This window comes from Leifsonia sp. fls2-241-R2A-40a (genome assembly GCF_030209575.1).
In the GTDB taxonomy this organism is placed as follows: domain Bacteria; phylum Actinomycetota; class Actinomycetes; order Actinomycetales; family Microbacteriaceae; genus Leifsonia.
Genome location: NZ_JARVRS010000001.1, coordinates 3,012,604 through 3,026,796 on the forward strand (window position 1 = coordinate 3,012,604; position 14,193 = coordinate 3,026,796).

Sequence of the window (14,193 nt, forward strand, 5' to 3'; positions counted from 1 at the left end):
CCGTGCCGCAGGAGAGCATCGCGCAGACCATCGCGCTGATCGGGCCGCCGGCCGCGGGCAAGTCCCGGGTCGGCAAGCGCCTCGCCAAGCTGCTCCATGTGCCGTTCATCGACACCGACGCCGTCGTGGTGTCCGAGCACGGGCCGATCGCCGACATCTTCGCGGAGCACGGGGAGCCGTACTTCCGCGAGCGGGAGCGCATCGCCGTCGCTGCGGCGCTGCGCCGTCCGGGCGTGGTGTCGCTCGGCGGCGGCGCCGTCCTCGACCCGGAGACGCAGGCCGATCTGGCCGCAACGCGGGTCGTCCTGCTCACCGTGCGCGCCGAGGCGATCGCCCGGCGCATCACGAACGGCAAACGCCCCCTGATCACGGACCTCGAGTCGTGGAAACGCCTCGTCGACGCCCGCAGCGACCTCTACAACTCGCTCGCCGACTACACGGCGGACACCTCGACCCGGCCGATCGACACGATCGTGCAGGAGATCGCGGCATGGGTCGAGGGCACCCAGAAAGAAGGACACGCATGACCGACGCCCCCACCGAGATCGTCGTCTCCGGAACGCAGCCGTACCCGGTGCTGGTCGGCCGCGGGCTGCGGTACGACCTCGCCACGCATCTGGGCACCGGCGTGAACAAGGTGCTGATCGTGCATCCACCGACCCTCGGCGCTGCTGCGGCCGAACTGCGGGAGTCGCTCGTCGGCCGTTACGAGGTCCTCCTCGCGGAGATCCCGGATGCGGAGGCGGCCAAGCGGATCGAGGTCGCGTCCTTCCTCTGGCAGATCATGGGCCAGGCGGACTTCACGCGGTCGGACGCCGTCATCGGCTTCGGCGGCGGGGCGGTGACCGACGTCGCCGGCTTCGTCGCGGCAACCTGGCTCCGTGGAGTGAAGCTGATCCAGGCACCCACGACCCTGCTCGGGATGGTGGATGCGGCGGTCGGCGGCAAGACCGGCATCAACACCGCAGAGGGGAAGAACCTCGTCGGCGCCTTCTACGCGCCCGCAGCGGTCCTCTGCGACCTCGACACGCTCATCTCGCTGCCGCGCAACGAGATCCTCGCCGGCTTCGCCGAGGTCGTGAAGTACGGCTTCATCGCGGAGCCGGAGATCCTGGACATCATCGAGACGGACGTCGACCGCGCTACCGACCCGGAGACGCCCGAGTTCCGGCGGCTGGTGGAGCTGTCCATCGGCATCAAGGCGCGGGTCGTGGGGGAGGACTTCACCGAGCAGGGGCTGCGGGAGATCCTCAACTACGGGCACACGCTGGGGCACGCGATCGAGCACGCCGAGCGCTACCAGTGGCGGCACGGCGCGGCCGTCTCGGTCGGCATGGTGTTCGCGGCGGAGCTCGCCCGGCTGAGCGGCCGCCTGAGCGACGAGGTCGTCGACCGGCACCGCCGCATCCTCGAGTCGCTCACGCTCCCGGTGTCGTATCCGCTCGGCCGCTGGCAGACGCTGCTGGCGACGATGCAGCGCGACAAGAAGGCGAGGGGCAGTATGCTGCGCTTCATCGTGCTCGACGACGTGGCCCGGCCGACCGTGCTGGCCGGCCCCGACCAGAGCCTGCTGTTCGCCGCATATCAGGAGGTGGGCTCGTGAGCGAGAAGACCGTGCTGCAGCGGTTCCAGGCGAAACCCGGCGACGGGATCGCTCTGGTGACCGCGAGCGACGACGACCGTGCCCTGCTCGGGCCGCTGCCCGACGGCGCGACGGAAGCCCCGGTCGCCGAGGCCGCCGTCATCGCGACCGTCGTCCGCACCCGCGACGAGCTGGTCGCGCGCTACGCCGAACAGCTGCCGGTCGCCTCCGGGGCGCGTGCCGTCTGGGTCGTCTACCCGAAGGGCGGACGCGCCGACGTGAACCGCGACATCGTCGCCGGTGAGGCGCGCACCCACGGATGGCGGGGCGTGAGCAACATCTCGGTGGACGACACCTGGTCGGCGGTGCGCGTGCGCCCGCTGAAGGACGGCGAGGAGTGACATGACGAGCATCCTGGTTCTGAACGGCCCGAACCTCGGCCGCCTCGGCACGCGAGAGCCCGACATCTACGGTTCGGGCACGCTCGACGACCTGCGGGCCGTGCTCGACGGCGATGCGGGGGAGGACACCGTCGACCTGCGGCAGACCGACGACGAAGGACAACTGCTGCGGTGGCTGCACGAGGCGGCGGACTCCGGCGCGCCCGTCATCCTCAACGCCGGCGCCTGGACGCACTACTCGCTCGCGCTGCGCGACGCGGTGTCGCTCGTCACATCGGCCGGAGGCACCGTGATCGAGGTGCACCTGTCGAATCCGCACGCCCGCGAGGAGTTCCGCCACACCAGCGTGATCACCGCGGTGGCGACCGGGGTGATCGCCGGATTCGGGTTCGAGTCGTACCGGCTGGCGCTCGCGTTCATTCGCCGAAACGGGCGCTGACGTCTAGAATCTTCTGGGACCGCCGTGCGCGGTCCGCTGTGGGCCGCCTCCTCGAGCGCGGCGTCCACCCGATACTTCTCACCGAACGAACGGAACATCCCCTTGGCCTCTACCGCTGACATCAAGAACGGTGTCGTCCTCAGCATCGACGGGCAGCTCTGGACCGTGATCGAGTTCCAGCACGTCAAGCCGGGCAAGGGCGGCGCGTTCGTCCGCACCAAGCTGAAGAACGTCACGACGGGCAAGACCGTCGACCGCACCTACAACGCCGGCGCGAAGATCGACATCACCAACGTCGACCGCCGCGACTACCAGTACCTGTACCAGGACGGCGCCGACTTCGTGTTCATGGACACCTCGGACTACGACCAGATCACCATCCCGGGCCCGGTCGTCGGCGACTCCGCCAACTTCATGCTCGAGAACCAGAACGTGACCGTCGCGCTGCACGAGGGATCGCCGCTCTACGTCGAGCTCCCGGCCTCCGTCGTGCTCGAGATCACGTACACCGAGCCGGGCCTGCAGGGCGACCGCTCCACCGGCGGCACCAAGCCCGCGACCGTGGAGACCGGCTACCAGATCCAGGTCCCGCTGTTCCTCGAGACCGGCACCAAGGTCAAGGTCGACACCCGCACGGGCGACTACCTCGGCCGCGTCAACGACTAGATGAGCGCTCGGACCAAGGCACGCAAGCGCGCACTCGACGTGCTGTACAGCGCCGACCTGCGGCAGACGCCGCTGCGCCAGGCGCTCGCCACCGAGGCGGAGCGCGCGGCCGGCCAGCCGGCGCGTGAGGCGTCGTGGCTGTACGCCCGCGAGATCCTCGACGGCGTGATCGAGCACCAGGACGAGATCGACGAGCAGATCGAGACGTACGCCCAGGGGTGGACGCTCGCGCGCATGCCCGCCGTCGATCGCGCCATCCTGCGCATCGGCGTCTGGGAGGTGCTCTACAACGACGAGGTGCCCGAGGGCGTCGCGATCTCGGAGGCCGTCGAGGCGGCCACCGTGCTGTCCACCGACGACTCGGCCGGTTTCGTGAACGGGCTGCTGGCGAAGATCGCGCAGAGCCGGACCGCGTGAACAGCCGGATACGCCGCGCCGCGGCCGCCCTCGTCCTCGCGGTCGGCGTGATCGTGAGCGTGGCGAGCTGCTCGCTGCTGGGTGGCGCATCCAACGTCCCGGTCGCGACCGACAAGCCGCCCTCGGGGACCGACGGCGCGGTCGATTTCGACGGCGGCTTCATCACCGTCGGGAACGGCGACAAGAAGGTCGACATCTGGTTCGACGCGATGTGCCCGGTGTGCGGCGCGTTCGAGAAGACCAACGGCGAGACGCTCGCTAAGGCGGTCGACGACGGCTCGATCACGCTGCGGTTGCACCCGCTCACCTTCCTCGACGCGGTCTCGAACGGGACCGGCTACTCGACCCGTGCCGCCGCCGCTCTGACCTGCGTCGCGGTCACGGACCAGAACGCCACGCTGCCCTTCTACCAGGCGCTGTTCACCGACCAGCCGGAGGAGAACTCCGACGGCCTCACCGACAAGGAACTGGTGAAGCGGGCGAGCGACGCGGGTGCGGGCGACATCTCGTCGTGCGTGGCCGACAGCGGCCCGTACAAGGCATGGGCGCAGGCGAACACCGCCAACTCGCAGAAGGGCCCGATCGAGGTCGACGGCAAGAAGGCCCTCGACACGATCAAGGGCACCCCGACCGTGCTCGTGAACGGCAAGCAGTATCCCGGCGGCGTGACGGACGGCAAGGCGTTCACGGCGTTCCTCGCGGATCACTGAGTCGCTCGCACGGACGTCCGTCGGAGAGACGGCGCTGAATCTCCGACGCAACGCGGTGCGGATGGAGTCCTGGCCGCTGGCGGGTCGGATCTCCGACGCAAGTCGCCGGATCTCCGACGCAAGCGGCCGGATCGCCGACGCAGCGGCGACGAGCGGCCTGGTATGGTGGCGGAGGTAGACATCCTTTAACAGCCGTCCTGTGAGGCGGGGAAGGAGGTCGGCATGACAGCGCGTACCGTGCTGCAGCAGGCTGACATAGCCCGGGCGTTGACTCGGATCTCCCACGAGATCCTGGAGTCCAACCGGGGAACGGACGATCTGGTGATCCTCGGGATCCCGACCCGCGGCGTCGTGCTCGCGCGGCGGATCGCCGAGAACATCCAGCGGATCGAACCGTCGGCGGTCGCATCGCCCGCCGACATCGTGGGCGCGCTCGACGTGACCATGTACCGCGACGACCTGTCGCACCATCCCACCCGCACCCCGCAGCCGACATCGCTGCCGGGCCCGATCGACGGCAAGACCGTCGTGCTGGTGGATGACGTGCTCTTCTCCGGCCGGACCATCCGGGCGGCGCTAGATGCGGTGAGCGACCTGGGCCGCCCGCGGGCTGTCCGCCTCGCCGTGCTGGTCGACCGCGGCCACCGCGAGCTCCCCATCCGCGCGGACTTCGTCGGCAAGAACTTGCCGTCGGCCGCCGCCGAGCGCATTTTCGTGCGGCTGGACGAGGTGGACGGCGACGAGTCGGTCACCATCGAGGAGCCGGGCAACCCGCAGGGGGCCGACGCATGAGGCACCTGCTGTCGACCCGCGACCTCCCGCGCGAGGACGCCATCCAGCTGCTCGACGTCGCCGAGGACATGGCGGACGTGCAGGAGCGCGAGGTCAAGAAGCTCCCGACGCTGCGCGGCAAGACCGTCGTGAACCTGTTCTTCGAGGACTCCACGCGCACGCGGATCTCGTTCGAGGCTGCGGCGAAGCGGCTCTCGGCAGACGTCATCAACTTCTCGGCGAAGGGGTCGAGCGTCTCCAAGGGCGAGAGCCTCAAGGACACGGCCCAGACCCTGCAGGCCATGGGGGCGGATGCGGTGGTCATCCGCCACGGTTCGTCCGGCGCGCCGCAGACCCTCGCCACCAGTGGCTGGATCGACGCAGGGATCGTGAACGCGGGCGACGGCACGCACGAGCATCCCACCCAGGCACTGCTGGACGCGTTCACCATGCGCCGGCGCCTGCACGGCACCGCGTCCCGAGGGAAGGACCTCGACGGAGTGTCCGTCGCGATCGTCGGCGACATCCTGCACTCCCGCGTCGCGCGCTCCAACGTGTGGCTGCTCCGCACGCTCGGGGCCCACGTGACGCTGGTCGCGCCGCCGACCCTGCTGCCCGTCGACCTGTCCGGCTGGCCGGCCTCCGTCGACTACGACCTCGACGCCGCCCTCGCGGCCGGGCCCGACGTCGTCATGATGCTGCGCATCCAGGCCGAGCGGATGAACGCGGCGTTCTTCCCGACCACGCGCGAATACGCGCGGCGCTGGGGGCTCGACGAGGAGCGGCTGGCGCGTCTGAAGGCCGATAGCATTGTGATGCACCCGGGACCGATGAACCGCGGGCTGGAGATCTCGGCCGCGGCCGCGGACTCCCCGCGTTCGACAGTCCGGGAGCAGGTCGCGAACGGTGTGTCCGTGCGGATGGCTGCGCTGTACCTGCTTCTGTCCGGTGGCGTTCGAGAGCAGGTGTGAGGTGAGCATGCAGAAGTTCGTGATCGACGGCGCGACGCTGGCCGACGGGACCCGCAGCGACCTGCTGGTCGAGGACGGCCGGATCGTCGAGACCGGCTCCGGCCTGAGCGCCGCGGGTGCCACCAGGATCGACGCGGACGGGCTGCTCGCGCTGCCCGGACTGGTCGACCTCCACACCCACCTCCGAGAGCCCGGGTACGAGCAGAGCGAGACTGTCCTGACCGGGACGCGTGCCGCAGCGGCCGGTGGTTTCACCGCGGTGTTCGCCATGGCGAACACGTCTCCGGTGGCCGACACCGCCGGTGTGGTGGAGCAGGTGCTGAGCCTGGGAGAGGCCGCCGGGTACGCGACGGTCCGCCCGATCGGCGCCGTGACCGTCGGCCTGGAGGGGGAGCGGCTCGCCGAACTCGGCGCGATGGCGCAGTCACGAGCCCGGGTCCGGGTGTTCTCCGACGACGGCAAGTGCGTCTCCGATCCGCTGCTCATGCGCCGCGCGCTGGAGTACGTGAAGGCGTTCGACGGCGTGATCGCCCAGCACGCCCAGGAGCCGCGCCTGACGCAGGGCGCCCAGATGAACGAGGGCGCGCTCTCCGGAGAGCTCGGGCTGGCCGGCTGGCCCGCCGTCGCCGAGGAGTCGATCATCGCCCGGGATGTGCTGCTCGCCGAGCACGTCGGCTCGCGCCTCCACGTCTGCCACGTCTCCACCGCCGGCAGCGTCGACGTGATCCGCTGGGCCAAGGCGCGGGGGATCGATGTGACGGCGGAGGTGACGCCGCACCACCTGGCACTGACGGAGGAGCTCGCGACCGGCTACGACGCCCGCTACAAGGTCAACCCGCCGCTGCGCAGCCGCGACGACGTGGAGGCGCTGCGCGCCGGCCTCGCGGACGGCACGATCGACATCGTCGCCACCGACCACGCGCCGCATCCCGTCGAGTCGAAGGACTGCGAGTGGGACGCCGCGGCGTTCGGGATGGTCGGCCTCGAGTCGGCCCTCTCGGTCGTTCAGGCGAGCGTCATCGACAACGGGATGCTCGGCTGGGCCGACGTCGCACGTGTGCTCTCCGCCACCCCAGCCCGCATCGGCCGCCTGGACGGCCACGGCGGACCGCTGGAGGCCGGGGCGCCCGCGAACCTGTTCCTGTACGACCCGACGGTCTCGCGCACGTTCTCGACCGCGGATCTGGCGGGGAAGGGCGTGAATTCGCCGTACCTGGGGCTGACGCTCCCGGGCCGCGTCGTCGCGACCTTCCACCAGGGCCGCCCGACCGTGCTCGACGGTGCGGTCGTCGAGGCGGGACTCGTCGCTGAGGGGGTGGCCCGTGGATAGGGTGCTCCCGACTCTCGCGATCGTCGCGGTCCTCGTCCTCGTGGTGGCACTGGCCGTCGTCGGCTGGCGCCGGCGGGTGCGACGCGACTCCGCCTCGGGTGGCGGCTACTCGCAGCCGGGAACGCTGAGCGCACCGATCGCGGCCGCCGACGTGTTGTACGTCGCCACCACGAAGTCGGGCCAGCACCTGGAGCGCCTCGCGCTGCCGGGGCTCGCGTTCCGCGGCGCGGCGACGGTCACCGTCCGGCCGGAGGGCGTCGCCCTCGCCGTGACCGGGGAGCCCGACGTTTTCATCCCGGCGACCGTCGTCACCGGCGTCGGTCTCGCCAGCGTCGCGATCGACCGTGCGGTCGAGCGCGACGGCCTGCTCCGGATGGGATGGACCACGAGCGGCGGGACCGCCGCCGACAGCTACTTCCGGGTCGTCGACCCGGCCGGCCGTGCGCAGCTCGCCGCGGCCATCGAACAGATCGTCCCCGGGGCTCCGGCCCCGGACATCACGGGTGCGGAGCACCCGAACGACAAGGAGGTGTGACGTGCTCGCTGCAGAACCCGCGGTGCTCGTCCTCGAAGACGGAACACGGTATGTCGGCCGGGCCTACGGCGCCCGCGGACGCACCCTCGGCGAGGCCGTGTTCGCCACCGGCATGACCGGCTACCAGGAGACGCTCACCGACCCGTCGTACGCCGGGCAGATCGTGCTGCAGACCGCGCCGCACATCGGCAACACGGGCACCAACGACGAGGACATGGAGTCGCGCCGGATCTGGGTGGCCGGCTACGTGGTCCGCGAGCCCAGCCGCGTCGTCTCCAACTTCCGCGCCCAGCGGAGCCTCGACGACGACCTGGTCGCCGAGGGGGTTGTCGGGATCAGCGGGATCGACACGCGTGCCGTGACCCGTCACATCCGCTCGGCCGGGGCCATGCGCTCCGGCATCTTCTCGGGCGACGACTTCGACCTCAGCGACAGCGAGCAGCTGGAACTGGTGCTCGCCGGCGCCAAGATGAAGGGCCGCAACCTGTCGGCGGAGGTCTCCACCGTCGAGCCGTACACCGTTCCCGCCGTCGGCGAGAAGGTCGGCTCGGTCGCCGTGCTCGACCTGGGCGTCAAGAAGTCGACGCTCGAGAACCTGGCCGGCCGCGGACTCGACGTGCACGTGCTCCCGCAGCAGGTGTCCGCTCAGGATGTGCTCGGTCTGGGCGTCTCCGCCCTGTTCTTCTCGAACGGCCCCGGCGACCCGCAGGCCTCCGACAAGCACGTCGCGCTGCTGCAGGAGACGCTGCGCGCAGGGCTGCCGTACTTCGGGATCTGCTTCGGCAACCAGCTGCTCGGTCGCGCGCTCGGCCTCGACACCTACAAGCTGCCCTTCGGCCACCGCGGGATCAATCAGCCGGTGCTCGACAAGCGGACCGGCCGGGTCGAGATCACGGCGCAGAACCACGGCTTCGCGGTGAAGGCGCCCATCGACGCGACCTTCGACTCGCCCGCCGGGTTCGGCCGCGTCGAGGTGAGCCACTTCTCCCTCAACGACGACGTCGTCGAGGGTCTCAACTGCCTCGACCTGAACGCGTTCAGCGTGCAGTACCACCCGGAGGCGGCCGCAGGCCCGCACGACGCCAACTACCTCTTCGACCGGTTCCTGGACATGATCCGCGAACAGCACGCCGCCGACACCACGCAGGAGAACAACTGATGCCCAAGCGCGACGACATCAACTCCGTCCTCGTCATCGGCTCCGGGCCGATCGTGATAGGCCAGGCGGTCGAGTTCGACTACTCCGGAACGCAGGCCTGCCGCGTGCTGAAGGCGGAGGGCGTCCGCGTCATCCTCGTCAACTCCAACCCGGCGACGATCATGACCGACCCGGACTTCGCCGACGCGACCTACGTCGAGCCGATCACCTGGCAGGTCATCGAGACGATCATCGCCAAGGAGAAGCCGGACGCCATCCTGCCGACCCTGGGCGGCCAGACCGCGCTCAACGCCGCCATGCAGCTGCACGAGCACGGCATCCTCGAGAAGTACGGCGTCGAGCTGATCGGCGCCAAGTTCGAGGCCATCCAGAAGGGCGAGGACCGCCAGATCTTCAAGGAGCTGGTCGTCGAGGCCGGAGCGGAGGTCGCGCGCTCCCACATCGCCCACACGGTGGATGAGGCGCTCGAGTTCGCCGAGGACCTCGGCTACCCGCTCGTGGTGCGCCCGTCGTTCACGATGGGTGGGCTCGGCTCCGGCTTCGCCTACAACCCGGAGCAGTTGCGCCGGATCGCCGGTGACGGCATCCACCAGAGCCCGACCAGCGAGGTGCTCCTGGAGGAGTCCATCCTCGGCTGGAAGGAGTACGAGCTCGAGCTGATGCGCGACACGGCCGACAACACGGTCGTCGTCTGCTCGATCGAGAACGTCGACCCGGTCGGCGTGCACACCGGCGACTCGATCACGGTCGCACCGGCGCTGACGCTCACCGACCGCGAGTACCAGAAGCTGCGCGACATCGGCATCGACATCATCCGCGCCGTCGGCGTGGATACCGGCGGCTGCAACATCCAGTTCGCGGTGAACCCCGAGAACGGCCGCATCATCGTCATCGAGATGAACCCGCGCGTGTCCCGTTCCTCGGCGCTCGCATCCAAGGCGACCGGCTTCCCGATCGCGAAGATCGCGGCGAAGCTCGCCATCGGGTACCGGCTGGACGAGATCCCGAACGACATCACCAAGGTCACCCCGGCGAGCTTCGAGCCGACGCTCGACTACATCGTCGTGAAGGTGCCCCGGTTCGCGTTCGAGAAGTTCCCGGCCGCCGATCCCACGCTGACGACGACCATGAAGTCGGTCGGCGAGGCGATGGCGATCGGCCGGTCGTTCACCAGTGCTCTGCAGAAGGCGCTGCGCTCGCTCGAGAAGCGCGGGTCGTCGTTCCACTGGGGTGCCGAGAGCCGAAGCGTGGATGAGCTGCTCGCCTCGATCGCGACGCCGACCGATGGTCGCATCGTCGACGTGCAGCAGGCGCTCCGCCTCGGCGCGACGCCGGAGCAGGTCTTCGAGGCGACCAAGATCGACCCCTGGTTCATCGACCAGATCGTCCTCATCAACGAGGTCGCCGAGCAGCTCCGCGACGCTCCGACCCTCGACACGGACACGCTCCGGTACGCCAAGGACCACGGCTTCTCGGACGCCCAGATCGGCGAGCTGCGCGGCTTCGGCGAGGCCGATGTGCGCGAGGTCCGCCACATCCTCGGCGTCCGCCCGGTCTACAAGACGGTGGACACCTGCGCGGGCGAGTTCCCGGCGCTTACTCCGTACCACTACTCCAGCTACGACCTGGAGACCGAGGTGGAGCCGAGCGACAAGCGCAAGGTCGTCATCCTGGGCTCCGGCCCGAACCGCATCGGTCAGGGCGTCGAGTTCGACTACTCGTGCGTGCACGCGTCGTTCGCACTGCACGACGCCGGGTTCGAGACGATCATGATCAACTGCAACCCGGAGACGGTCTCGACCGACTACGACACCAGCGACCGGCTCTACTTCGAGCCGCTGACGCTGGAGGACGTACTGGAGGTCATCCACGCGGAGTCGCAGTCCGGCGAGCTGGTCGGCGTGGTCGTGCAGCTGGGCGGCCAGACGGCGCTCGGGCTCGCCAAGGGCCTGGAGGCGGCCGGGGTCCCCATCCTCGGCACCACGCCCGAGGCGATCGACCTGGCGGAGGAGCGCGGGCTCTTCTCGGGCATCCTGGATGCGGCCGGGCTCGTCGCCCCGCGCAACGGCACGGCGGTCGACTACCCGACCGCCGCCCACGCGGCCGAGCAGATCGGCTACCCGGTGCTGGTGCGTCCGAGCTTCGTGCTCGGCGGGCGCGGCATGGAGATCGTCTACGACAATGCCTCCCTCGCCGACTACTTCGAGCGGGTCGCCGGCCAGGGGATCGTCGGCCCGTCGCATCCGCTGCTGGTGGACCGCTTCCTCGACGACGCGATCGAGATCGACGTGGACGCGCTCTACGACGGCGAGCGGCTCTACATCGGCGGCGTGATGGAGCACATCGAGGAGGCCGGGGTCCACTCGGGCGACTCGTCCTGCACCCTGCCCCCGATCACGCTGGGTCGCCGCGAGATCGACCGCGTGCGCGAGGCGACGCTCAAGATCGCCGAGGGGATCGGCGTACGCGGCCTGCTGAACGTGCAGTTCGCGATCGGCGCCGGCGTGCTCTACGTGCTGGAGGCCAACCCGCGCGCGTCGCGGACCGTGCCGTTCGTCTCCAAGGCGCTCGGCATCCCGCTGGCCAAGGCCGCGTCGCGGATCATGGTCGGCGAGACGATCGAGGGGCTCATCGCCGAGGGGCTGCTGCCCGCGGAGGACGGCTCGCGCATCCCGATGGACTCCCCGGTCGCCGTGAAGGAGGCCGTGCTCCCGTTCAAGCGCTTCCGCACCGCCGAGGGCACCGTGGTGGACTCGGTCCTCGGGCCGGAGATGCGCTCGACCGGCGAGGTCATGGGCATCGACAAGGACTTCCCGACCGCGTTCGCGAAGAGCCAGTCGGCCGCGTACGGCGGGATGCCGCTGGAGGGGACCGTCTTCGTCTCGGTGTCCGACCGCGACAAGCGCGCGGTGGTGCTGCCGGTGCTCCGGCTGCGTCAGCTCGGGTTCGAGATCGTCGCGACGGAGGGCACCGCCGAGGTGCTGAACCGCAACGGCATTGAGGCGCGCATCGTCCGCAAGCACAGTGAGGCGCAGGAGAGCGGCGGCGACTCGATCGTCGACATCATCAACCGCTCCGAGGTGGATGTGGTGATCAACACCCCGAGCGGGCGTTCGGCCCGTGCGGACGGCTACGAGATCCGCGCGGCGGCCGTCGCCGCGGACAAGCCGCTGTTCACCACCATCGCCGAGCTGAGCGCCGCGGTCGCGTCGCTGGACGCCATCCGCGAGGGCTTCGACGTGAAGTCGCTCCAGCAGTACGCCGAGGAGAGGCTCGCGCGAGCATGACGTTCCCGTACGCGCAGCAGCCGGCGGGGGAGTCCTTCGGGGCTCGGCTCGCACGGGTGTTCGCCGACCGGGGGCGGCTGTGCGTCGGCATCGACCCGCACGCGCACCTGCTCGAGACGTGGGGGCTGCCGGCATCCGCCGACGGCCTCCGCTCCTTCGGGCTCACCGTGGTGGAGGCGGTCGCCGGCCGGGCGGGGATCGTCAAGCCGCAGGTCGCGTTCTTCGAGCGGTTCGGCGCTGCCGGATACGCGGCTCTCGAGGAGGTGCTCGCTGCAGCCCGCGCCGCCGGACTGCTCGTGATCGCGGACGCCAAGCGCGGCGATATCGGCACCAGCGTCACGGCGTACGCCGAGGCGTGGCTGACGCCCGGTTCGCCCCTGGAGGCCGATGCGATGACCGCGGCGGCGTACCAGGGCGTCGGATCGCTGACGGAGGCGATGACCCTCGCCGAGCAGTCCGGCAAGGGAGTCTTCGTGCTGGCCGCGACCTCGAATCCCGAGGCGGCGGCTGTTCAGCAGGCGATCGTCCAGACCGGTCCGCGGACCGGGCGGTCCGTCGCGCGTGCGATCATCGAAGACGTGCATGCATTCAATCAGGAGCAGCGTTCGGGTGCGCCGTTCGGCTCGGTCGGGCTCGTGCTCGGCGCGACCGTCGACCTCGCCGACTACGGGATCGACGTCGCGACGGCGGGGGACCGCACTCCGGCCCTCCCCGTGCTCGCCCCCGGATTCGGCCACCAGGGCGCCCGGGTCGAGGACGCCGCGCGACTGTTCGGCACCCTGGTCGGCGGCGTGATCGTCAGCGAGTCCCGCGGCCTCCTCTCCGCCGGCCCGCACGGACTGGCCGACGCGGTCGCGCGCCGCTCCGACGAGCTGCGGGCGGCGCATGTCTGAGCCGGTCGCCTCCGCATCCGCTCGTCCGGCCCCTCCCGAGGTCGACCGCCAGGCCGCTTCGCAGGCGGCCGTCGCGGCACGCCGCGCGCGCGCCGCGGTGAAGGCGTCCATCGCCTCCCGCGAGGTGTCACCGCTCGCCGTGCTCGACCACGCGACGGCCGACCCGGACGGTGTCGAGGGACGCCTGCGGGTGACGGAGTTCCTGCTCAGTGTTCCCGCGATCGGGACCACCAAGATGCAGGACGCGCTGGACCGGCTGTCCATCTCGCCGGCGAAGCGCCTCGGGGGCCTGGGCCGCCACCAGCGACTGCGCCTTCGTCAGTTTCTGATCGAACGGGAGAGCCGCAGCGCGCGGCAGCGCAACCGCCTCGTCGTGCTCGCGGGGCCGACCGCGGTCGGGAAGGGCACCGTCTCCACGTACATCCGCGAGCACTACCCGGACGTGCTGCTCTCGGTGTCCGCGACGACGCGTGCACCGCGTCCCGGGGAAGTGGACGGCGTCAACTACTACTTCGTCGACGACGCGGAGTTCGACCGGATGATCGAGGCAGGCGAACTGCTCGAGCACGCCACGGTGCACAACGCCTACCGCTACGGCACGCCGCGCGCGCCGATCGAGAAGGCGCTGGCCGACGGCCGCAGCGTCCTGCTCGAGATCGACCTGCAGGGGGCGCGCCAGGTGCGCGAGTCGATGCCGGAGGCGCGCCTGATCTTCCTGCTCCCGCCGACGTGGGAGGAGCTGGTCCGGCGCCTGATCGGACGGGGCACCGAGCAGGCGGCCGAGCAGCAGCGCCGCTTGGAGACCGCGAAGGTCGAGTTGGCGGCGCAGGACGAGTTCGACTACAAGGTCGTCAACCACGACGTCGCAGAGGCGGCCCGCGAGGTCGTAGACTTGATGAAGGTCCGCGCGGCGCCGACGCGTCCGTAAGACCTCTCTCCGCGCCCTTCACGGCGCGCCCACCGTCCTCGGCCGCGCGACGCGGCCGTCCGATCCGGCCTCCGCGCCCGATCGCCCAGAGCAAGGAGCACCTC

General features: G+C 70.4%; 15 protein-coding genes. All 15 read left to right on the plus strand.

All coding sequences use genetic code 11. The features are described from left to right. Nucleotides 1-2: 2 nt before the first annotated feature. Nucleotides 3-527, plus strand: a complete 525-nt coding sequence (locus QRN40_RS14885; RefSeq protein ID WP_285116511.1) for a shikimate kinase — start codon at nt 3-5, stop codon at nt 525-527. Then, a complete protein-coding gene (aroB, locus tag QRN40_RS14890) occupies nt 524-1,603 on the plus strand; it encodes a 3-dehydroquinate synthase (RefSeq protein WP_285116512.1) in 1,080 nt (359 codons plus the stop codon). The genes QRN40_RS14885 and aroB overlap by 4 nt, the downstream gene beginning before the upstream one ends. Further along, on the plus strand, nt 1,600-1,983 hold the full coding sequence (locus QRN40_RS14895; RefSeq protein WP_285116514.1) for a hypothetical protein: 384 nt from the start codon (nt 1,600-1,602) through the stop codon (nt 1,981-1,983). Before aroB ends, QRN40_RS14895 begins: the two co-directional genes overlap by 4 nt. Nucleotide 1,984: 1 nt before the next feature. Further along, nucleotides 1,985-2,422, plus strand: a complete 438-nt coding sequence (locus QRN40_RS14900; RefSeq protein WP_285116516.1) for a type II 3-dehydroquinate dehydratase — start codon at nt 1,985-1,987, stop codon at nt 2,420-2,422. 102 nt (nt 2,423-2,524) lie between these two features. Further along, nucleotides 2,525-3,088, plus strand: a complete 564-nt coding sequence (efp, locus tag QRN40_RS14905) for an elongation factor P (protein WP_285116518.1) — start codon at nt 2,525-2,527, stop codon at nt 3,086-3,088. Then, the gene (gene nusB, locus QRN40_RS14910) at nt 3,089-3,505 is read left to right on the plus strand and encodes a transcription antitermination factor NusB (RefSeq protein WP_285116519.1); all 417 of its coding nucleotides are present in this window, start codon (nt 3,089-3,091) and stop codon (nt 3,503-3,505) included. After that, nucleotides 3,502-4,215, plus strand: coding sequence for a DsbA family protein (locus tag QRN40_RS14915; RefSeq protein WP_285116521.1), 714 nt, complete (start codon nt 3,502-3,504; stop codon nt 4,213-4,215). The genes nusB and QRN40_RS14915 overlap by 4 nt, the downstream gene beginning before the upstream one ends. Before the next feature lie 222 nt (nt 4,216-4,437). Next, a complete protein-coding gene (pyrR, locus tag QRN40_RS14920; RefSeq protein ID WP_285116522.1) occupies nt 4,438-5,007 on the plus strand; it encodes a bifunctional pyr operon transcriptional regulator/uracil phosphoribosyltransferase PyrR in 570 nt (189 codons plus the stop codon). Continuing rightward, nucleotides 5,004-5,957 carry an aspartate carbamoyltransferase catalytic subunit gene (locus QRN40_RS14925; RefSeq protein WP_285116523.1) on the plus strand — a complete coding sequence of 318 codons (954 nt, stop codon included), beginning with the start codon at nt 5,004-5,006 and terminating at the stop codon, nt 5,955-5,957. The genes pyrR and QRN40_RS14925 overlap by 4 nt, the downstream gene beginning before the upstream one ends. Before the next feature lie 7 nt (nt 5,958-5,964). Next, entirely contained in the window at nt 5,965-7,287 is a 1,323-nt protein-coding gene (locus tag QRN40_RS14930) for a dihydroorotase (RefSeq protein ID WP_285117507.1), read from the plus strand. Continuing rightward, a complete protein-coding gene (locus QRN40_RS14935) occupies nt 7,280-7,822 on the plus strand; it encodes a PH-like domain-containing protein (RefSeq protein ID WP_285116524.1) in 543 nt (180 codons plus the stop codon). The genes QRN40_RS14930 and QRN40_RS14935 overlap by 8 nt, the downstream gene beginning before the upstream one ends. Before the next feature lies 1 nt (nt 7,823). Continuing rightward, nucleotides 7,824-8,981, plus strand: coding sequence for a glutamine-hydrolyzing carbamoyl-phosphate synthase small subunit (gene carA, locus QRN40_RS14940; RefSeq protein WP_285116525.1), 1,158 nt, complete (start codon nt 7,824-7,826; stop codon nt 8,979-8,981). Then, entirely contained in the window at nt 8,981-12,268 is a 3,288-nt protein-coding gene (carB, locus tag QRN40_RS14945; RefSeq protein WP_285116527.1) for a carbamoyl-phosphate synthase large subunit, read from the plus strand. Before carA ends, carB begins: the two co-directional genes overlap by 1 nt. Continuing rightward, nucleotides 12,265-13,161, plus strand: a complete 897-nt coding sequence (gene pyrF, locus QRN40_RS14950; RefSeq protein ID WP_285116529.1) for an orotidine-5'-phosphate decarboxylase — start codon at nt 12,265-12,267, stop codon at nt 13,159-13,161. The genes carB and pyrF overlap by 4 nt, the downstream gene beginning before the upstream one ends. Further along, nucleotides 13,154-14,089: a guanylate kinase gene (gene gmk / locus QRN40_RS14955; protein WP_285116530.1), complete on the plus strand. Its 936-nt coding sequence runs from the start codon at nt 13,154-13,156 to the stop codon at nt 14,087-14,089. The genes pyrF and gmk overlap by 8 nt, the downstream gene beginning before the upstream one ends. Nucleotides 14,090-14,193: the final 104 nt, after the last annotated feature.

What these genes read in the sequence shown, in the direction of transcription:
- aroB (WP_285116512.1), top strand. Translation starts at nt 524, where the DNA reads ATGACCGACGCCCCCACCGAGATCGTCGTCTCCGGAACGCAGCCGTAC.
- pyrR (WP_285116522.1), top strand. Translation starts at nt 4,438, where the DNA reads ATGACAGCGCGTACCGTGCTGCAGCAGGCTGACATAGCCCGGGCGTTG.
- gmk (WP_285116530.1), top strand. Translation starts at nt 13,154, where the DNA reads ATGTCTGAGCCGGTCGCCTCCGCATCCGCTCGTCCGGCCCCTCCCGAG.
- nusB (WP_285116519.1), top strand. Translation starts at nt 3,089, where the DNA reads ATGAGCGCTCGGACCAAGGCACGCAAGCGCGCACTCGACGTGCTGTAC.
- QRN40_RS14925 (WP_285116523.1), top strand. Translation starts at nt 5,004, where the DNA reads ATGAGGCACCTGCTGTCGACCCGCGACCTCCCGCGCGAGGACGCCATC.
- QRN40_RS14930 (WP_285117507.1), top strand. Translation starts at nt 5,965, where the DNA reads ATGCAGAAGTTCGTGATCGACGGCGCGACGCTGGCCGACGGGACCCGC.
- QRN40_RS14900 (WP_285116516.1), top strand. Translation starts at nt 1,985, where the DNA reads ATGACGAGCATCCTGGTTCTGAACGGCCCGAACCTCGGCCGCCTCGGC.
- carB (WP_285116527.1), top strand. Translation starts at nt 8,981, where the DNA reads ATGCCCAAGCGCGACGACATCAACTCCGTCCTCGTCATCGGCTCCGGG.
- pyrF (WP_285116529.1), top strand. Translation starts at nt 12,265, where the DNA reads ATGACGTTCCCGTACGCGCAGCAGCCGGCGGGGGAGTCCTTCGGGGCT.